Source organism: Bradyrhizobium vignae, assembly GCF_004114425.1.
GTDB classification, from domain to species: Bacteria; Pseudomonadota; Alphaproteobacteria; order Rhizobiales; family Xanthobacteraceae; genus Bradyrhizobium; species Bradyrhizobium vignae.
In genome coordinates this window covers 97,189-116,609 of record NZ_RDQF01000004.1, presented here as the reverse complement: position 1 = coordinate 116,609, position 19,421 = coordinate 97,189, and the positions used below count along the sequence as shown (strand labels likewise).

Below are 19,421 nucleotides of genomic sequence, written 5' to 3'. Positions count from 1 at the left end.
AGGCGATGAATATCCAGTTCCGCGAGAGCCAAGAAGCCGCTTCCCCACTGACCGTAAGAACCGCGATCGCGGACTGCGACATCCATCCGGCACGCGCCACCCGCACCGAGCTCTATCCCTACCTCGCCAAACGCTGGCAGCATCACCTCGAAGTCTACGGCGTCCACGCCTATCAGGGCATGATGGAAGGCCCGCCCTATCCCAAGGCCCAGCCCAACGCCTCGCGCCGCGATGCCTATCCGCCGGAAGGCGGTCCGCAGGGCTCCTCGCTGTCCTTCATGCAGAAGCAATTGCTCGATCCCAACAATGTGCAGCTTGGGGTGCTCAATCCGCTCAACACCGGACAGGGCATCCGCAATCACGAGCTCTCGGCAGCGTTGTGCTCGGCGATCAACGACTGGCAGATCGATAAATGGACCAGCAAGGACAAGCGGCTGAAGGCATCCATCGTCGTCGGTAATGAGGATGGGCTGTCGGCCGCCGCCGAAATCCGCGAGCGCGCCGGCGACAAGAACTTCGTGCAGGTGCTGCTGCTCAGCCGCAACGTCGAGCCGCTCGGCCAGCGCCGTTACTGGCCGATCTATCAGGCCGCGGAAGAGGCGGGCCTTCCTGTCGGCGTGCACGCCTTCGGCTTCGGCGGCAATCCCATCACGCCGTCGGGCTGGCCGTCGTATTATATCGAGGAGATGGTCGGCCACTCGCAATGCCAGCAATCGGCGCTGGCGAGTATCGTGCTCGAAGGCGTGTTCGAGCGCTTCCCGAAACTGAAGATGGTGATGATCGAGGCCGGCTTCGGCTGGGCGCCATCGCTTTGCTGGCGCCTCGATAAGGCTTGGCAGCGCCTGCGCAGCGAGGTGCCGCATGTGAAGCGGCCGCCGTCGGAATATATCCGCGAGCAGGTGTGGTGGACGACGCAGCCGATGGAGGATCCGGAGCGGCGCGAGGATCTGTTCGACCTCATCAAATGGATCGGCTGGGACAAGTTGCTGTTCGCAACCGACTATCCGCATTGGGACTACGACGAGCCGTCGCGCGTCTTGCCGGCCGGCGTCAGCGAGGCCAATCGAGAGGCGTTCTATCTCGGCAATGCGAAGAAGCTCTACGGCATTTCCTGATGGCAAGACACGTCATTGCGCCGGTGGACGAGCTTCCGCCCGGCACGCGAAAATTCCTGGAGATCGACGGACGGCCGATCGCGGTCTTCAACATCAAGGGCGAATATTTCGGCCTGATGAACCGCTGCCCGCATCAGGGCGCGGCGCTGTGCGAGGGGCCGCTGATCGGGCTGGCGCAGTCAAAGAATCCCGGCGAGATCGAGTACACGAAACTCGGCGAGATCATTCGCTGCCCCTGGCACGGCTGGGAGTTCGACATCCGCACCGGACAATCCTACTGCGACCCTCGCCGCTTCCGCGTGAAGGCCTATCCGGCCAATGTCGAGCCGGGCGCGAGCGTGGTGAAGGGACCGTATGTCGCCGAGACTGTTACGGTCAGCATCGAGAGCGATTACGTGGTGGTGGAGCTGTAAGTGCCGCACCGCAGGTGCGCTCCCTCGCCTTCTCTTAGGGAGATAAATCGCGTCCTTCAGGCTTTATTCTGCGCAGCCGCGAGCACCCATTGCCGGAACGCGGCAAGCTTCGGCGCCTGGCGGCGGCCCTCCGGCGCGACCAGGTAGAACCCGGCATCGGCCGGCAGCGCGATCTTGAAGGGGACCACCAGCCGGCCCTTGGCGATGTCGTCCTGGACGTAGGAGGTCCGCCCCATCGCGACGCCGATGCCGTCGATCGCGGCCTGGATGGTCATGAAGATCATGTCGAAGGTGATGCCAGGCTGCCTCGCGATGTCGGCCGGCAGGCCCGCCGCGGTCAGCCACAGCCGCCAGTCGTCGCTGTTGGCATTGGATGTGTGCAGCAGCGGATGGTTGCGCAGATCCTCGGGCCGGCGCAGCGGTTTGTCGCCGCGCAGCAGTGACGGGCTGCACACCGGAAACAGCTCGTCCGCCATCAGCCATTCGGCGCGCACGCCCGGCCACTGGCCGCGGCCATAGCGGATCGCGGCATCGACATTGTCGCGCTGGAAATCGACGAGGCTGGTCGAGGTGGTGATGCGCACGTCGATGCCGGGATGCTGCTCCTGGAAATCGGTCAGCCGCGGCAGCAGCCATTTTGCCGCGAGCGAGGCCAGCGTCGAGACCGTCAGTACCTTGTCGTCGTCCTTGCGCAGCAGCCGGTCGGTCGCAAGGCGGAGATCGTTGAAGGCGGCGCGCACGCCCGGCAAATAGTCGCGCGCCTCCGGTGTGAGCGCCAGCGCGCGGTTCTGCCGGATGAACAGGCGGATGCCGAGCTCCTCCTCCAGCCTGCGAATCTGATGGCTGATCGCGGTCTGGGTCACGTTCAACTCGCTGGCGGCCAGCGTGAAGCTGAGATGGCGCGCAGCGGCCTCGAACGCCCGCAATCCGTTCAGGGATGGCAATCTGGCAGTCATTTGGCAGCAGGATGCATGACGTTATTTCATGCGAAAAGGTACAAATTGTCGTTTGTCGCAGCGCAGCAGGAGGCAGATATTAGTAGTCAACTTAGCTCCAGGAGCTGAAAATGTCTACGTTGACCGACAATTCGATGACAAATCATCATGCACTCGGGCTGCTCCACCAGATCGGCGAGACCCTTCACGTCTGGCACGAGCGCTACCGAACCCGGCGCGAACTGACCCACTGGACCGCCCGCGACCTCCATGACGTCGGGCTGTCCTGGTCCGACATCGCCTACGAGGCCGACAAACCCTTCTGGCGGGCCTGATTGGCCGCCAGGCCGGCGCCGCCTGTCTGCGGGGCGCCGGCGGTCCCTTTTCCGCATGGCGTGTGTCATGAGCACCCTTCGCCTCGAAGACCTCAAGCAATATTCCGACGTGATGCGCACCCGACACGGTGAGCGGCTCGATCTCCGCTTCGTCGAGCCGCGCGACACTGACGAGCTGCAGCACTATTTCCGTTCGCTCTCGACCCACTCCCGCTACAACCGCTTCTTCGGCGCCGTCAGCGAATTGCCGAAAGGCCTGCTGCGAGATTTCCTCGAGGTCGGCGAGCGCGATCGTTTCACCATCGTGGCGACGATGATGGTTGACGGCTTCGAGACCATCGTGGCCGAAGCGCGCTATGCCTTCCATACCGAGACCGCGACGCTCGAGTTCGGCCTCTCGGTCGATGATCGCTGGCACGGCCACGGCATCGCCACCGCGCTGATGAAGAATCTCGAATGCCGCGCCGCCGCGCTCGGCGCCGAGCACATGTTCGGCGACACGTTGCGCTCCAACGAGGCCATGGTCTCGCTCGCGCGCAAATCCGGCTTCGCCTTCGTCAACCATCCCGACGACTGGAAGCTGGTGCGCTTCGACAAGGAGATCAGCGTTGGCCCGAAAGAGATCCCTTGCGCGAGCTGGCGCCTCGCCGCCCTTTCCCGTCAGGCCGACAACCCCTCAGCCTCGGCCTGACAACACTCCGAGCCCGGCCTGGCCCAGCCAGAGCCGGGCATTTTTTTCGAGACGAACTCAATCGTATCCCGCAAGAGCGCCGACCCATTCCTCTGCAATCCAGATACCCCGCTCGCTCGAAGCGGTGAGTATCGCCTCGATGTCTTCAGCTTCCGCCTTGGCCGACGGTATCAACTCGTTCAACTGATGGAACGTGACATAGCCCGTCTTCTCCGCCAGGACGGCGGATGACCCCAGAGATATCCATTCAGCGCTCCTTGAAGTAGGGTACCTGCTATGAAGTAGGGTACCTGCTATATGGAGTCAGCTGATAGTCGGGGTTGCTCGGAGGACTAATCCTACTTCCCCGTGAATACCGCCTTGCGCTTCTCGATGAAGGCCTGAACCGCTTCTTTGTGGTCGGCGGTCGTGGTGAGGCGGACCAGCCGTTCGGCTTCGTGGTCGCGCGCGGTCTCGAAGTCGAACAGCAAGGCCTCGTCGAGATTGTCCTTCATGTAGCGCAGCGCGAGGCGTGGGCCTTCGGCGAGCGATTTGGCCAGCGCGAACGCCTCAGTCTGCAATTTGTCGTCGGGCACGACGCGGTTGACGAGGCCGATCGCTTCGGCGCGTGCGGCATCGACACGGTCGCCGGTGAACATCAATTCGCGCGCCCGCGCGGTGCCGACGAGGCGGGTGAGCAGCCACGCGATGCCGTAATCGCCTGACAGCGCGATGCGGGCGTAGCCGGTGGCGACGAAGGCCGATTGCGCGGCGATGCGAATGTCGCAGGCCATGGCGATGGCGAGACCGGCGCCGACCGCGGGGCCGGGCAGGGCGGCGATCGTCGGCTTGCGCACCGACACCAGCGCGCCGGTGAGCAGCCGCTGCCGCTCCTGCAGATCGGCGACCTTGTCGTCAAAGGACATGTCGAGCTTGGACTTGTCGCGATGCGCACCCATGCCCTTGACGTTGCCGCCGGCACAAAACGCTTCGCCCGCGCCAGTCAACAGCAGCGCGCCGACATCAGGATTCTCGCCGCAGCTCCGGATCATGCTGCGCAGCGCCGGCGTCAGCGCGTCCGACAGCGCGTTGCGCGCTTCCGGCCGGTTCAGCGTGATGATCGCGACGCGGTCGCGGATGACGCAGAGCAACTCGTTGGTGCCGGTGTCGATGGTGGTTTCCGTGGTCATTGATCCTCCCTGCCGTCATTGCGAGCGAACCGAAGCAATCCAGAAATGTATCCGCGGAGACAGCCCTGGATTGCTTCGTCGCAAGGGCTCCTCGCAATGACGGTTGTTGTGGCGACGTTATCGCCTCAAAAATTCTCCACCCACGGCCGCAGCTCCAGCTCCCAGCTCCAGGCGCTGCGCGGCTGCTGCAACACGTTCCAATAGCTGTACGCGATCGCACCGGGATCGAGCATCGAGTCGGGCTTGTCGTCCGGTTCGGTGCGCGCCGCGCTCCTAATTCCGCCGTCGATGACGAAATGCGCGACATGGATGCCCTGCGGCGACAGTTCGCGCGCCATGCTCTGCGCGAGGCCGCGCAGCGCGAACTTGCCCATCGCGAACGGGGCCGACTGCGCATAACCTTTGACGCTGGCGGACGCGCCGGTGAACAGGATCGCGCCGTGCTTGTTCGGCAGCATGCGTTTGGCCGCCTGCTGCGCCACGAGGAAACCGCCATAGGCGCTGACCGCGATCGCCCGCGCGACGTCGGCCGGGACGAGGTCGATGAACGGCCCGCGCGTGCGGCCGCTGGCGTTGTAGACGACGAGGTCGGGCGTGCCGATCTCGCGTTCGACGAGGCCGAACAGCCGCTCCACCTCGTCAGGCTCGGTGGCGTTGCAGGCATAGGCCTTGGCCCCGGTTTCGGTGCAGAGCGCGCCGAGCTTCTCGATCTTTCGCGCGGCGAGCGCGACGCGGATGCCTTGCGCTGAAAGCAGGCGCGCCAGCGATGCGCTCAGGCCTTCGCCGGCGCCGACGATGAGGGCGATCTTGTATTTCGGATGTTCCATGGCGTGATCTCTCAGGACGGGAAGCCGTTGATCTATGCATGGCCCGCGCGAACAACCAGCCAGAGCGCCCACAATTCCGCAGGGCGAATTGCTCCCTCGCGACGGTCATGCCGCCCTGACGATTTGCGGCTTTATCGGCGTCCGCCTCTGGAGCATGATCGACATCATCCCAAGCGGCAAGCGCAAAGAATTGCCGTCGGGCGGAAACGACGAGGACGATCATGCACAAACCGGCCACAGCGCAGCCACAAAATGTCGCGGCCGCACCATCCGGCCTGCTGGCGCCCGATACGTCAGGCATGAATTTCTACCGCGCCGATCCGGCGCTGGCGGACCTCTTGCGCATCCATCTGCCGGATAATCTGTTCCGCCACATCGAGCCGCATCTCGACCGCCTCGGCGAACTCGCCGGCGGCCATCTCGACGAATGCGCGCGGCTGGCCGACCGGCACACGCCCATCCTGCATCAGCGCGACAAGTTCGGGCGCGACGTGCAATGGATCGAATATCACCCGGCCTACCGCGAGTTGGAAAAGGCTGCATTCGGTGAGTTCGGCATCCACGCGCTCTCGATCCGCAAGGGCATCATGGGCTGGCCAGACAAATATCCCGTCGTCGCCAAGCATGCTTTCACCTTCCTGTTCAACCAGACCGAATTCGGCATGGGCTGTCCGATCAACGTCACTGACGGCTGCGCGAAGCTGCTCGCAAATTTCGGCAGCGAGGCGCTGAAGGCGAAATATTTGGACGGCCTGACCTCGACCGACATGAGCAAGCTGACCCAGGGCGGCCAGTTCATGACGGAGAAGGAGGGCGGCTCCGACGTCGGCACGCTGACCACGCGCGCGGTGCAGGCGGGCGATCATTGGCGTCTCTACGGCGAGAAATGGTTCTGCTCGAACGCCGATGCTGAGGTCGTGATGCTGCTGGCGCGCCCCGAAGGTGCCGGCCCCGGCACGCGCGGCGTCGGCCTGTTCCTGATGCCGCGCTTCCTCGACGACGGTGCGCAGAACCAGTACCGGATCGTGCGCCTCAAGGACAAGCTCGGCACGCGCTCGATGGCGTCAGGCGAGATCAAGCTCGAAGGCGCGATCGCCTATGCCGTCGGCAAGCTCGACCGCGGCTTCGTGCAGATGGCCGAGATGGTGAACTCGTCGCGGCTCTCCAACGGGGTCAAATCGGCCGCGCTGATGCGCCGCGCCTATCATGACGCGATGACGGTTGCGACCAACCGCGTCGTATTCGGTCGGCGCATCATCGATCTGCCTCTCGGGCGGCGGCAAATGATGAAGATCATGCTGCCGGTCGAGCAGGCGCTGTCGATGAGCTTTCTCACCGCGGACGCGCTCGACCGCGCCGAAGCCGGAAGCCAGGACGCGGCGGCGCTGCTGCGTATCCTGACCCCGACGCTGAAGTTCCGTGCCACGCGTGACGCGCGAAAGGTCTGCGGCGATGCGCTCGAGATGCGCGGCGGCATCGGCTACATCGAGGAATTCGCCACCGCCCGCCTGCTGCGCGATGCCCATCTCGGCTCGGTCTGGGAAGGCACCGGCAACATCGTCGCAATCGATGCGCTGCGACGCGCCGTGGGCCGTCACGGCGCGGAGTCCGCGCTTGCTGCCGATCTGCACGCCCGGCTCGACGACAGCGTCTCCGTGCCGCAGGCCTGGCGCGACCATCTGCGCGGCCTCACAGATCGCGCGGTCGGCTTCGCACGCGAGGTCGCGGGCAGGTCCGAGAACGAGGCTGATGCGCGCCGCGCCACCAGCCTGCTCTATCATGTTGCAAGCGCCGTCGCGCTCGCCTGGGAGGCGCATCGCATCCACGAGAGGCGCGGCGATGCGCGCCGGCTGCTGCTGTCACGCCTCGTCATTGACCATCGGGTTTCGCCGAGCGATCCGTTCCGGCTGACGGAAAATGCGGCGCAGACGAAGATCGCCGAACTGCTGCTCAGCGATCGCGCAGGTGGCATGAGCGAGGTTGGCGAGCTGGTTCTGGCAGCGTAGGCTCTCCCTCCACCTCTCCCCATGGGAGAGGTGGAGTCCCTGCAAGGCAACGATCATAACAACGAGGAAACACCGATGAAGGCCGCCGTCCTCTACGAAGTCAACCAGCCGCTCGTCATCGAGGACATCAGCCTGCCGAAGCCGGGTCCGCGCGAGGTTCTGATCCGCACCGCCGTCGCCGGCCTCTGCCACTCCGATCTGCACTTCATGGAAGGTCTCTATCCGCATCCGCTGCCTGCGGTGCTCGGGCACGAATCCGCCGGCGTGGTCGAGCAGGTCGGCTCGGACGTCACTTACGTCAAGCCGGGCGACCATGTCGTGACTTGCCTGTCCGTGTTCTGCGGCACCTGCGACAACTGCACCACGGGCCGGACCGTGCTCTGCACCGACACCACGGTGAAGATGATGCCGGGTGTCTCGAACCGGATGCAATGGTCGAAGCCGGAAAAGCTGCACCAGTTCCTCAATCTCTCCTCCTTCGCCGAGCAGATGCTGGTGCACGAGAACGCCATCGTCAAAATCAGGAAGGAGATGCCGCTGGATCTCGCCGCACTGATCGGCTGCGGTGTCATCACCGGCTACGGCGCGGTCGTGAACACCGCGAAGGTGACGGCCGGCGAGACCGTGGCGGTGATCGGCTGTGGCGGCGTCGGCATGGCCGCGATCAACGGCGCACAGATCGCCGGCGCCGGCCGCATCATCGCCATCGACACCAATCCGGCCAAGCTCCAGCTCGCGACCAAGCTGGGGGCGACCGACATCATCAACCCGGCGGATGGCGATGTCGTGAAGCAGGTGCGCGATCTCACCAATGGCGGCGTGCATCATTCCTTCGAGGTGCTCGGCCGCAAGGAGACCGCCGAGCAGGCTTTTGCGATGCTCGCCTCCGGCGGCACCGCAACGATCGTCGGCATGATCCCGTTCGGACAGAAGATCGAGCTGCACGGCTTCGACTTCCTGCGCGAGCGCAAGATCCAAGGCTCCTCGATGGGCTCGAACCACTTTCGCGTCGACATGCCGCGCCTGGTCGATTTCTACTTGCGCGGCCGGCTGCACCTCGAGGACTGGATCTCGGCCAAGCTGAAGCTGAACGAGATCAACGAGGGCTTTGCCAGCATGAAAGCCGGCAAGACGCTGCGCAGCGTGATCGTGTTCGATAGCTGAGGGGCGCGCGGAGCGCGACCCCGGAATCTCGAAATTGTTCTGCTCCGTCATTGCGAGGAGCTCTTGCGACGAAGCAAATCCAGACTGTCGCCTCGGAAAGATGCTGGATTGCTGCGCTTCGCTCGCAATGACGATCAAGGCTAATCGTCAAATAATGGCGGCGGTTTGAACCCGCCAAATTTGCGCTCGATCAGCTCGGCGAGCTTGAGGGGCGTGCGGTCCTCGAGGAAGGGGCCGACGATCTGCACGCCGACCGGCAGGCCGTCTTTCGACAGGCCGAGCGGAACGGCGGTCGCAGGCAGGCCCGGAAGCGTCGCAACGCCCGGCCAGGCAAGCTGGTCGGAATAAGGGTAGTCTTTGCCGTCGATGCTGATGCGTCGCAGGCGCTGTTCCGGCAAATGATCATGCGGAAAGGCCGGTGTCGGCATGATCGGGCAGATCACCGCGTCGAAGCTGCTGAACAGCGCGCGCCATTGCGCACGCAGGCCGGCGCGGCTACCTGCGTCGAGCACCCAGGCGCGGTGGCTCGCGGTGATGCCGCGCAGTCGTTCGGCGCCGAGGCTCGGGTCCTCCGGCGACAGCTGGCTCGCCCGTGCCCGCGCATCCGCCAGCTCGTCGGGAGGTAAGAACGCGCCGAGGAAGCCCAGCAGCATGCGCATGTAAAGCCGCGACGTCTCCGCGAAGTCCGGGAGCAGCGCGCTCTCGCGCGCGACGGTGACGCCGGCCTTCGCAAGATCGGTTGCGAGCCTGTCGATCGCGCTGCGGACATCCCGGTCAGTCGGTAGCAGCGGATGGCTGTCGATCACCACGACGCGAAAATCCCGCAGCGACTGATGCCGTGCGACAGGCAAGTCGAGCTTGTAGGCGATACCGGCGTCGAGCGGATCGGGTCCCGCCATGACGTCGAGCAGCAAGGAAAGATCCGCCGCCGTGCGCGCCATCGGCCCGATGACGGCGAGGTCGCCCTCGCGCGGAATGGCTGGAAACGGCGGCGGGGTCTCGCCGCGCGCGGCGCACAGATTGATGGTCGGCTTGTGAGCGAAGACGCCGCAAATGCCGGCACACGTAGGGAGCCGCCGATGTCGGAGCCGGTGGCGAGCGCACAATAGCCCGCGGCAAGGGCAGCCGACGATCCCCCGGACGATCCACCCGGCGTGCGGCCGAGATCATGGGGGTTGTTCGTGGTGCCGTAGATGTCGTTGTAGCTCTGCCAGTCGGCGAGGCCGACTGGCACGTTGGTCTTGCCGAGGATCACGCCGCCGGCCTGCTTGATGCGGGCCACCGCCAGCGCGTCTTCCACGGGCTTGAAGTCCTTCTGCGGCACGAACCCCCAGGTCGTCGGCAGGCCGGCGATGTTGAAGGATTCCTTGATCGCCAAGGGCAGGCCGAGCAGCGGCTTGCGCTCGCCGCGGGCCAATGCGGCGTCCGCCTCGCGCGCGGTGCCGAGCGCGCGATCGAAATCCCGCACGCAGACCGCGTTGATCTTGCCATCGTGACGCTCGATACGGGCGATCGCATCCTGCGTGAGCTCGACCGCCGAGACCTTCTTCGCGCTCAATGCGGCCGACAGCTCGACCGCACTCTTGAAACTCCATTCCGATTTGGCCACGGCGCGTTCTCCCGCTCTGGTTGTTGGATGATGCGCAGTTTGGCCGAACGCTGCAGCCGCTGCTTGATGGCGATTGACGTGTGGGAGAAACAGGCAGACGCGGCGCTACAACTTCCGCCGTCGTCCCGGCGAAGGCCGGGACCCATACCGCGTGATCTATCGGGGGCGCGCGGTGCAAGTTGCCGCCGCTCGATAATCGAGAATTTTCGCCAAATTGCTCCCTGTGATTGTGGGTCCCGGCCTTCGCAAGATCCGTGAGGCCTACGCCGCCCCGATCAATATCCCCACTGCCAGCACGATGGCGCCGCCGAGCACGATCTGGAATACGGCCTGGAGGAACGGCGTGTCCATGTAGCGCGAGCGGATGAAGGCGATCGCCCACAACTCGAAGAACACGACGACGCAGGCGATTCCGGTCGCGATCCAGAATGCGTTCGCCCAGCTGTCGGGCACGAGATAGGGCGCGGTGTGGCCGAGCCCGCCGAGCGTCGTCATTGCGCCGCAGGTGATGCCGCGCAGCCAGGGCGAGCCGCGCCCCGTGAGCGAGCCGTCGTCGGACAAGGCTTCCGCAAATCCCATGCTGATGCCGGCACCGATCGAGGCGGCGAGGCCGACGAGGAACGTCTGCCAGTTCTGGTGCGTGGCGAACGCGGCCGCGAACAGCGGCGCCAGCGTGGAGACCGAGCCGTCCATCAAGCCGGCGAGGCCCGGCTGCACATATTGCAGCACGAACATGCGCCGGCGCGTGCGGTCTTCCTCCGCGCGCACGTCGGGCTTGAGGATTTCGCCGGTCAGCCGGGCGGCGGTGTGCTCATGGCTCTTCTCGGCTTCGGCGAGATCGCCGAGCAGCCGGCGCACGTTGACGTCCTCGGCCTGCTCGGCGGCTTTCGCATAGAAGCGCTCGGCCTCGAGCTCCATGGTCTCGACTTCCCTGCGGATGGTGTCGAGCGGCAGGTTCTTGGTCAGCCAGATCGGGCGGCGGCGCAGAAAACCCTTGACGTCCTCGCGGCGGATCGGCGGCAGGTGCTGCCCGAAGCGCTGCTCATACATTTCCAGCAGCATGTGACGGTGGCCGCGCTCCTCCTCGGCCATCTGCTCGAACAGCTTTGCCGAGTCGGGATAGCGCTCCTTCAGATCCTCGGCAAAGGTCATGTAGATGCGGCTGTCCTCCTCCTCGGAGGAGATCGCGACCGCCAGCACCTCGCGCTCGGTCAGATCGGCAAAATTCTTCACGGCGGCCCTGTTTCAACTGTTTAGAATTATTCTAAACTATATAGGACGCCACCGTTTCCGGGTCAAATCAGGCCGTGCCGGCCTTTGCGAGGAAGTCGAGCAGCAACCGGCTCACCTCGGCCGGCTGCTCCTGCTGCACCCAATGGCCGGCGCCGTCGACGAGATGGCAGCCGAGCATCTTCGTGCACGCGCGCCCCTGCATCGTCTCGAACACGCCGGGACGCTGGTAAGTGCCCCAATCCTGCCTGCCCGAGATGAAGCAGGAGGGCACGTCGATGCTGCGGCCCGAGAACAGCTGCATCTCGCTGTTGAGCATGCCCGACGTGCCGTAGCGATACCATTGCAGGCCGCCCTGGAATCCGGTGCGGCCATATTCGGCGCTGTAATAGGCGAGATCGCTGTCCGGCAGCCATTGGTTGGCGGCGACCGCGGCCGGCGACGGCATTTCCTTAGCGACGGTCTCCGCCATGGTCTCACCGAGGTCCATCACGTAATAGGTCGGCAGCTTTGCGAGCTCGTCCGCCGACCACGACTTCAGCGGATAAGGCTTGTTGTCGGCCCAGTCCGCGCTCTTGTGGTGATAATAGGCGCGCAGGAAATCATGCACGCCCTGCGGCGCCCGGTGCATGTCGGCGTTCGCCTCGCGCGTCGAGTAGTACCATTGATAGTGTTTTCGCGGCCGCGGCAGCGCGGCGAGCTCGCGATGCACGGGATCTTCGAGCGCAGGCTTGCGCGGGCCATCGACCGTGTCGAACGGCAATGGCGGCGCGCCGCCGAACGGCGCGCTCATCAGCGTCACCGAGCGAAACACATCCGGCCTTATCAGCGCACACCACGCCGCGACCGGGCTGCCGAAATCATGACCGGCCAGGTCGACCTGCCTGTAACCGAACGCCGACACCAGTGAGAGCGCGTCGCGCACGAGGTTCGGAAGCGAGAACGGCGTAAGATCACCGTCATAGTCCGCGGACCATCCGGTGGTGCGGCCATAGCCGCGCTGGTCGGGCGCGAGCACGTGGTAGCCGGCGGCGGCCAGCGCCGGCATCACCTTGCGCCAGGAGAAGGCGAGCTCGGGAAAGCCGTGCAGCAGCAGGATGCAGGGACGGTCCCTGGTTTCGAAGCCGGCCTCGAGCACATGCATGCGCAGGCCGTTGATGTCGTCGACATAACGCGAGCGGATGCCGGCGGGAAGGGGAATGTCGGGGAGATCGGCCATGATTGCTTCCTCGTCATGGCCGGGCTTGTTCCGGCCATCCACGTCCTTCGTCGCCATCGATTGTAAGAACGTGGATGTCCGGGACAAGCCCGGGCATGACCGAAAAGAAAGGTCGCCTTAAACCGCCACGCAGACGAACCCGTTGCCCTTGCGCCTGATCTTGCCGACCGACGGCGAGGGGAAATGCGCGGTGCAGCACAGCGTGTCGCTGTCGCAATAGCGCTCCAGGAAGCTGCGGCGCGTTTTCGCCGCCGCGTCCGGATCGACGTCGAACTTGATCGAGAGCTCCGGATAGTGCGTCTGCAACGGCGAATGCATGAGATCGCCGGAGAATACCGCGTCGTCCTTGCCGCGGCCCATCGTGAAGGCGACGTGACCGGGCGTGTGGCCCGGCGTTGGCAGGATGCGGACGTGGTCGCCGATCGCATGGTCGTTGCCGACGAGCTCATGGCGTCCCGCCTCCACGACCGGCAGCACGCTATCGGCGAAAGGGGGGATCTCCGCCTTCGCATTCTGTGCGGACCAGTGATCGAATTCCTGCTTCGCGAAGATGTAGCGCGCCTTCGGGAAGGTCGGGACCCAGCGACCGTTCTCCAGCCGCGTGTTCCAGCCGACGTGATCGACATGCAGATGCGTGCACATCACGAAGTCGATGTCATCGACCGAGAACCCCGCGGCGTTGAGAGCACGCAAATACGTGTCGTCGGTCTTCATGTTCCATTTCGGCCGATTGGGGCGCGGCTTGTCGTTGCCGATGCAGCTGTCGATCAAAATGGTATGGTGCGGCGTCTTCACCACGTAGGACTGGAAGCACAGCAGCAGGACGTCCTGGTCATCCAGCGCCTTCGCTTCGCGCATCCATGCCCGGTTCTCGGCCAGCACTTCGCCCGTCAGCCCCGGCAGCATCTCAAGCGCCGGGACGAACGAGGTTTCCTGCTCGATGACACGATGGATGGTGAGATCGCCGACCGAGTATGTGAGGCTCATGAGAACTCCTGCGACTACGCCGGAGGCGGCACCGAAATCTTCACGGAGGGCCGCTCCAGCATCTTCTGGTGGAAGGCGTCGAGCTTGGGATAGGCCTTGCGCCAGCCGCAATCGGCGAAGCGGAAGTCGGCATAGCCGAGCACGCAAACGAGGCCGATCTGCGAGATGTCGAACGGGCCGTTCAGCACCTCCGGCATGTTCTCGAAGCGCGCCATGCCGGTCCAGGCCCTGTTCCAATGATCGTCCGACCAGGCCTGCCATTGCAGGCCCTGCGGCCGCACCATCTTCTCGTAGCGGCACAGCAGCATGGAATCGAGCATGCCGTTGATCAGCGAGTGGTTGGTCTTGGCCTTCCAGCGCCGCGGGCCGTAGTCCGGGACCAGGCTGCCGCCGGCCAGCTCGTTGAGATATTCGACGATGACATAGGAGTCCAAGATCACGTCGCCGTCGTTGGTGATCAACACCGGCAGCTTCTTCAGCGGCGTGATGCGCGAATAGTCCTCGTTGGCGATGCCCGGCGCGACGGTCGCCGGCACGAGCTCGATCTTGTCGATCAGCCCGAGCTCGATCGCGGCGATCCGCACCTTGCGCGCAAAGGGCGAGGCGGGGGAGAAGGTGAGTTTCATGAGGACTATTCCCTGCAATCGATCTTTTGCGAACGGTGTCTCCTCCGTCATGGCCGGGCTTGACCCGGCCATCCACGCGTCGCGGTGTGGTCAGACTGCGAGACGTGGATGCCCGGGTCAAGCCCGGGCATGACGACGGAGTGTGATGCGCGTGCGGCCTACGCCGCCACGATCTCCTGGCGCTGCTCGCCGAGGCCCTCGATGCCGAGCGTGACGACATCGCCGACATTGAGGAAGGTCGGCGGCTTCATGCCGAGGCCGACGCCGGGCGGGGTGCCCGTCGTGATGATATCGCCGGGCAGCAGCGTCATGAAGTGCGACACATAGGAGATGCACTTGGCCATGGAGAAGATCATGGTCTTGGTCGAGCCGGTCTGGCGGCGCTGGCCATTGACGTCGAGCCACATCGACAGGTTCTGCACGTCCTTGATCTCGTCCTTGGTGGCGAGCCACGGCCCGAGTGGCCCGAACGTGTCGTGCGACTTGCCCTTGGTCCACTGGCCCAGGCGCTCGATCTGGAAGGCGCGCTCGGAGACGTCGTTGCAGACGCAATAGCCGGCGACATGGTTGAGCGCATCGGCTTCCGAGACGTACTTCGCACGGGTGCCGATGATGGCGGCGATCTCGACCTCCCAGTCGAGCTTGGTCGAGCCACGCGGCTTCTCGACCGGATCGTTCGGGCCGGACAGCGAGGTGTTGGCTTTCATGAAGATGATCGGCTCGCTCGGGATCTCTGCGCCCGTCTCCTTGGCATGGTCGCTGTAATTGAGGCCGATCGCCACGAATTTGGAGATGCCGGTGACGGGCGCACCGAGCCGCGGCTTGCCGGAGACGGAGGGTAGCGAGGCGGGATCGAGTGCCGCCAGCTTCTTCAGGGACTCAGGCGAATAGGCCTCGCCGGTGAGGTCCTTCACATGCGCCGACAGGTCGCGCAACTGGCCGGATCTGTCGATCAGGCCGGGTTTTTCCGCACCCTTCTCGCCATAACGAACAAGCTTCATTCTCGTTTCTCCCTGGAGATTGGACCGATCGGTTAATAGCTTCATGGAACAGGGCGGCAGGAAATTCAACCGCTCATAACGGGCCGCATTGCAGGCTTCTGGATTCGATGGGTGCGATCGTGTCCCGGACGCGGTGCAGCGTGCAACGCTGCTCCGCAGAGCCGGGATCCAGATCACTTGTGCCCGATTTGGCGCGGTATGGACCCCGGCTCAGCAGCGCATCACTTCGTGCTGCGCAGCGTCCAGGGCATGAGACCTACGCCAGCGCCACAAACCTGAACGCGTCCCCGTCGCGCCTGATGTGCCCGGCCGCGAAATGCCCGCCGATCACCAGCGTCGGCGTGTCGGCGAAGCGGCCGAACAGCGCTGCCCGCGTCTTGGCAGACTGCGCCTGGTCGGAATCGGCGGTCGAGGACCAGTCGAGATGCGCCATCTGGCAGGGATGATGGGCGACATCGCCGGTGAGCAGGCCCTGTTCGCCCTCAGACTGGATCAGGACGCTCATGTGGCCGGGGCTGTGGCCCGGGGTCGGGACAACGCTGATCTCCTCACAGAGCCGGTGGTCGCTCGGAATCAAATCGGCCCTGTCAGCATCGACGATCGGCTGCACGGAATCGCCGAACACGGCCTGCTTGTCCGGCTCCGTCGAATGGTCGCGCCAGTATTCGTATTCGGTCTTGCCGAAAACGTAGCGCGCCGTCGGGAAAGTCGGCACCCATTTGCCGCCGGACCATCTCGTGTTCCAGCCGACGTGATCGACGTGAAGATGCGTGCACAGCACGGTATCGATGCTGTCGGGCGGAAAGCCGGCCGCCGTCATCGTCTCCAGAAATGGCGTGCTGCGGTTGTTCCAGGTCGGGACGTTGCGCCCCTGCTTGTCGTTGCCGAGGCCGGTATCGACCACGATACGCCTGCCGGGCGTCTCCACCACCAGCGAATGGATCGACATTTTCAGCCGGCCTTCTTCAGTTGCGAAATGCGGGATCAACCAGGGCAGCTTGCGGATTTCCTCGTTGCTCGCGAGCGGCAGAATGAAGCGGGTCGAGCCGACCGTCTCCAATTCCACAACTTTGGTGATTTTGACCCTGCCAACCTTCCACCGCATCCGGCGCCTTCCCGTGTTCTTGTTTTGGCGCCGAAAGATGCGGCTTTCCGCCATCAAGCGCAATGGATCATCTGGCGCAATGCGGCGTTATCGGGGAACCGGAGGAGGAGCCATGCCAGAGCTTGCAATATCCGCCGACAAGGTCGCCTTCATCATCGAGAAGGCACGCGAATTCGACGTCAAGGAGGCGGGCTCCGATCCGGATTCCGGCTCCAACCCGAGCGATGACGATGCGGTCGATGTCCTCGATGACGATGGCTCCGACCCCGTCATCCAAGAACTCGGAAGCTTCATGATCGCTTTGAATGAGGACGAGCAGCTCGATCTCGTCGCGCTGACCTGGCTCGGTCGCGGCGACGGCACGATCGAGGATTGGGACGATCTGCGGGCCCGCGCCGTCGAGGCGCGGGGGGAGTATCGCAGCCCGCGTCGCGAAACGGTGCATTATCTGCTTGGCGAGCCGATGCTGGGCGACCTGCTCGCCAATGGGCTCGACGAATTCGGCATCGACTGGACCGGCGAGCGCCTCACCGCCGATTCCTCCGATCCCAGCGCGCGGGACGAGGACGAATCGACGAAGCGGCGGTGACCAATATCATGTCGTGTCGCTTGCGAGCCCATCGCCGCGCCCCTTAAGAATGCGGCGAGGGAGCACACCTGCGGTGCCGACTACAGCGTGCCCGGGAACGCACCACCATCCAGCAGAATGTTCTGCCCGGTGATGAAGCCGGCCTTGGCGCCGCACAGGAAGGCGCAGGCGTAGCCGAACTCGTCGGGCTGGCCGAAGCGGCCGGCGGGGTTGAGCTTGGCGCGCTCGGCCAGGATCTGCTCAGGGCTGACGCCGCGCTTGTCAGCTTCGGCCTTCGCGGTGCCGGTGAGCCGATCGGTCTCGAACGGGCCCGGCAACAGGCCGTTGATGGTGACGTTGTTGATCACCGTCTTGCGCGAGAGGCCGGCGATGAAACCGGTGAGGCCGGCGCGCGCGCCGTTGGAGAGGCCCAGGATGTCGATCGGCGCCTTCACCGCGGCCGAGGTGATGTTGACGATGCGGCCGAACTTGCGCGCCATCATGCCGTCGACCGTCGCCTTGATCAGCTCGATCGGCGTCAGCATGTTGGCGTCGATCGCCTTGATCCAGTCGTCGCGGGTCCAGTTGCGGAAATCGCCGGGCGGCGGGCCGCCGGCATTGTTGATCAGGATGTCGGGCTCGGGGCAGGCCTTCAGCACCGCCTCGCGGCCGGCCGGCGTCGTGATGTCGCCGACGATCTCGGTGACCGTCACATCGGGATAGGCCTTGCGGATCTCGTCAGCCGTCTTCTTCAGGGCCTCGGCGCCGCGCGCGGTCAGCGTGACATGAACGCCGGCCTCCGCCAGCGAGATGGCGCAGGCGCGCCCGAGGCCTTTGCTGGATGCGCAGACGATGGCGCGGCGACCTTTGATCCCAAGATCCACTGTTTCACTCCCGTAAATGTCAGGCAGGTTTTGGACGGGCCGCACTCTAGCCAACTGTGACGCCTCTGATAAGAGAGACGCTCGCACCAAAATGCATGCGCCTCCGTGCGGCGATGCATATGCGCCTGATCAGATGCGCCGCTCCTGCTTGAGGCGGTCGATCGCGGCCGCAGCCTCCGGCGGCAGCGACTTGAATCCCATCTGGCCGGCAGCCGAGAACAGCGGCCGCAGATGCGAGCCGGCGAGGAACTGCGGCTGCCGGTTGGCCGGCACGATCTGGTCGAACACCAGCACCAGGGTTGTGGCCACGAGGCCGACCCTGACGGCGCCGAGCGCGGCGCCGCCGAGCCGGTCGCCGATGCCGGCCTCGCCGATGGTGTCGTTCAGCGCGATGCGGCCCATATGGCCGAACAGCATGCCGACCACCACGAAGATGGCGAAGAACCAGATCCAGTTCTGCAGCAGCGGCGAGTTTGGATTGGCGGCGATTTGCGGTGCGATCATCGGCATCAGCGCCACCGCGACCGGCGCGGCGAGGAGATAGGCGAGAATGGTCATGCCGCTGCGCAGCAGGCCGGTCCTGAAGCCGAAGCCGACCGCGACGGCGAGCGCGGCATAGACCGCGAGATCGAAACTGTTCATGAGCGAAAGCCCTGCCTGACGAATGAACGCCGAACCGATCATTCCGGTTTCAGATCGTTAAAATCGTCTGTATTGATGGCTCCAAAAGCGAAGGGTTATCGCCAATGTCAGACCTATTCGACGTCAGTCAAGAAACCATCCTCGTCACGGGCGCGAGCCAGGGGCTGGGCCGGCAGTTTGCCCGGGTGCTGGCGGCGCATGGCGCGGCCGTCGCGCTTGCCGCGCGGCAGACTGACAAGCTGAATAGCTTGGAGGAGGAGATCCGCGGCAAGGGCGGCCGCGCGGCTGCGGTCGCGCTCGATGTCACCGACACGGCCTCGATCGCGAAGGCCGTCGATGCGGCGGAAGCGGCGCTCGGTGCCGTCACGGTGCTGATCAACAATGCCGGCATCGCCATCGAGAAGCTCGCGACCGAGCAGACCGAGGCCGATTGGGATGCCGTGATCGGCGCCAATCTCAAGGGCGCCTATTTCCTCGCGACCGAGATCGCCCGCCGCATGATCGCGCGCAAGCAGTCAGGCAACATCGTCAACATCGCCTCCGTGCTCGGCACCGGCGTCTTGAAGGCTGTCTCGCCTTACGCGATCTCCAAGGCCGGCATCATTCAGGCGACCAAGGCGATGGCGCTGGAGCTCGCCGGGCAGAACATCCGCATCAACGCGCTCGCGCCGGGCTATATCGACACGGAGATGAACCACGCGTTCTGGTCGACGCCGGCAGGCGAGCGCCTCGCCAAACGCATCCCGCAGCGCCGCGTCGGCGCCGAGTCCGATCTCGACGGCGCGATCCTGCTGCTGGCATCGAACGCGTCGCGGTACATGACGGGGAGCGTGGTGACGGTGGACGGCGGGTTCCTGCTGAATTGATTTTCTCCGTCGTCCCGGACAAGCGCGAT

At 64.8% G+C, this 19,421-nt stretch carries 20 protein-coding genes and 1 pseudogene; 8 read left to right on the top strand and 13 right to left on the bottom strand.

Annotated features, from left to right (window positions below):
* Positions 1-5: 5 nt before the first annotated feature.
* Entirely contained in the window at positions 6-1,115 is a 1,110-nt protein-coding gene (locus tag EAV90_RS04805) for an amidohydrolase family protein (protein ID WP_122405849.1), read from the top strand.
* A complete protein-coding gene (locus EAV90_RS04800; protein WP_122405848.1) occupies positions 1,115-1,528 on the top strand; it encodes a Rieske (2Fe-2S) protein in 414 nt (137 codons plus the stop codon). Before EAV90_RS04805 ends, EAV90_RS04800 begins: the two co-directional genes overlap by 1 nt.
* A 56-nt stretch (positions 1,529-1,584) precedes the next feature.
* Here EAV90_RS04800 and EAV90_RS04795 read toward each other — a convergent pair whose 3' ends face one another.
* Complete coding sequence (locus tag EAV90_RS04795) at positions 1,585-2,484, bottom strand: transcriptional regulator GcvA (protein ID WP_129142749.1); 900 nt, start codon at positions 2,482-2,484, stop codon at positions 1,585-1,587.
* A 110-nt stretch (positions 2,485-2,594) separates the two neighbouring features.
* On the opposite strand from EAV90_RS04795, the gene EAV90_RS04790 reads away from it, so the two are divergent.
* Positions 2,595-2,798 carry a DUF1127 domain-containing protein gene (locus EAV90_RS04790; RefSeq protein ID WP_129142748.1) on the top strand — a complete coding sequence of 68 codons (204 nt, stop codon included), beginning with the start codon at positions 2,595-2,597 and terminating at the stop codon, positions 2,796-2,798.
* 67 nt (positions 2,799-2,865) lie between these two features.
* A complete protein-coding gene (locus tag EAV90_RS04785; RefSeq protein ID WP_122405845.1) occupies positions 2,866-3,489 on the top strand; it encodes a GNAT family N-acetyltransferase in 624 nt (207 codons plus the stop codon).
* Positions 3,490-3,546: 57 nt separating this feature from the next.
* On the opposite strand, the gene EAV90_RS40360 is transcribed toward EAV90_RS04785, so the two are convergent.
* From EAV90_RS40360 to EAV90_RS04770, 3 genes are all read right to left on the bottom strand, one after another.
* The gene (locus EAV90_RS40360) at positions 3,547-3,708 is read right to left on the bottom strand and encodes an RNA polymerase sigma factor region1.1 domain-containing protein (protein WP_283810436.1); all 162 of its coding nucleotides are present in this window, start codon (positions 3,706-3,708) and stop codon (positions 3,547-3,549) included.
* 119 nt (positions 3,709-3,827) lie between these two features.
* Positions 3,828-4,658 carry an enoyl-CoA hydratase gene (locus tag EAV90_RS04775; protein ID WP_129142747.1) on the bottom strand — a complete coding sequence of 277 codons (831 nt, stop codon included), beginning with the start codon at positions 4,656-4,658 and terminating at the stop codon, positions 3,828-3,830.
* A gap of 125 nt (positions 4,659-4,783) precedes the next feature.
* Positions 4,784-5,485, bottom strand: a complete 702-nt coding sequence (locus EAV90_RS04770; protein ID WP_129142746.1) for an SDR family NAD(P)-dependent oxidoreductase — start codon at positions 5,483-5,485, stop codon at positions 4,784-4,786.
* Positions 5,486-5,706: 221 nt separating this feature from the next.
* Here EAV90_RS04770 and EAV90_RS04765 point away from each other — a divergent pair, with 221 nt between their 5' ends.
* Both EAV90_RS04765 and EAV90_RS04760 read left to right on the top strand, forming a co-directional pair.
* Positions 5,707-7,491, top strand: a complete 1,785-nt coding sequence (locus EAV90_RS04765) for an acyl-CoA dehydrogenase family protein (protein ID WP_129142745.1) — start codon at positions 5,707-5,709, stop codon at positions 7,489-7,491.
* Positions 7,492-7,566: 75 nt separating this feature from the next.
* The gene (locus EAV90_RS04760) at positions 7,567-8,655 is read left to right on the top strand and encodes a Zn-dependent alcohol dehydrogenase (protein ID WP_129142744.1); all 1,089 of its coding nucleotides are present in this window, start codon (positions 7,567-7,569) and stop codon (positions 8,653-8,655) included.
* 140 nt (positions 8,656-8,795) lie between these two features.
* On the opposite strand, the pseudogene EAV90_RS04755 reads toward EAV90_RS04760, so the two are convergent.
* From EAV90_RS04755 to EAV90_RS04725, 7 genes and pseudogenes are all read right to left on the bottom strand, one after another.
* Positions 8,796-10,264: pseudogene (locus EAV90_RS04755) on the bottom strand (amidase).
* Positions 10,265-10,525: 261 nt separating this feature from the next.
* On the bottom strand, positions 10,526-11,497 hold the full coding sequence (mbfA, locus tag EAV90_RS04750) for an iron exporter MbfA (RefSeq protein WP_122405839.1): 972 nt from the start codon (positions 11,495-11,497) through the stop codon (positions 10,526-10,528).
* A gap of 67 nt (positions 11,498-11,564) precedes the next feature.
* Positions 11,565-12,713: an alpha/beta hydrolase gene (locus EAV90_RS04745; protein ID WP_129142743.1), complete on the bottom strand. Its 1,149-nt coding sequence runs from the start codon at positions 12,711-12,713 to the stop codon at positions 11,565-11,567.
* Positions 12,714-12,830: 117 nt separating this feature from the next.
* Positions 12,831-13,700, bottom strand: a complete 870-nt coding sequence (locus EAV90_RS04740) for an MBL fold metallo-hydrolase (protein ID WP_129142742.1) — start codon at positions 13,698-13,700, stop codon at positions 12,831-12,833.
* Between the two features lie 14 nt (positions 13,701-13,714).
* Complete coding sequence (locus tag EAV90_RS04735) at positions 13,715-14,326, bottom strand: glutathione S-transferase family protein (protein ID WP_129142741.1); 612 nt, start codon at positions 14,324-14,326, stop codon at positions 13,715-13,717.
* A gap of 158 nt (positions 14,327-14,484) precedes the next feature.
* A complete protein-coding gene (locus EAV90_RS04730; protein ID WP_129142740.1) occupies positions 14,485-15,327 on the bottom strand; it encodes a fumarylacetoacetate hydrolase family protein in 843 nt (280 codons plus the stop codon).
* 256 nt (positions 15,328-15,583) lie between these two features.
* Complete coding sequence (locus EAV90_RS04725; RefSeq protein ID WP_164936779.1) at positions 15,584-16,432, bottom strand: MBL fold metallo-hydrolase; 849 nt, start codon at positions 16,430-16,432, stop codon at positions 15,584-15,586.
* A gap of 112 nt (positions 16,433-16,544) precedes the next feature.
* On the opposite strand from EAV90_RS04725, the gene EAV90_RS04720 reads away from it, so the two are divergent.
* Positions 16,545-17,021: a DUF3775 domain-containing protein gene (locus EAV90_RS04720; protein WP_122405834.1), complete on the top strand. Its 477-nt coding sequence runs from the start codon at positions 16,545-16,547 to the stop codon at positions 17,019-17,021.
* An 80-nt stretch (positions 17,022-17,101) separates the two neighbouring features.
* On the opposite strand, the gene EAV90_RS04715 is transcribed toward EAV90_RS04720, so the two are convergent.
* Entirely contained in the window at positions 17,102-17,884 is a 783-nt protein-coding gene (locus EAV90_RS04715) for an SDR family oxidoreductase (RefSeq protein ID WP_122405833.1), read from the bottom strand.
* Positions 17,885-18,013: 129 nt separating this feature from the next.
* Complete coding sequence (locus tag EAV90_RS04710) at positions 18,014-18,526, bottom strand: CvpA family protein (protein ID WP_129142737.1); 513 nt, start codon at positions 18,524-18,526, stop codon at positions 18,014-18,016.
* Between the two features lie 104 nt (positions 18,527-18,630).
* On the opposite strand from EAV90_RS04710, the gene EAV90_RS04705 reads away from it, so the two are divergent.
* Positions 18,631-19,392: an SDR family oxidoreductase gene (locus EAV90_RS04705; RefSeq protein WP_129142736.1), complete on the top strand. Its 762-nt coding sequence runs from the start codon at positions 18,631-18,633 to the stop codon at positions 19,390-19,392.
* Positions 19,393-19,421 lie beyond the last annotated feature (29 nt).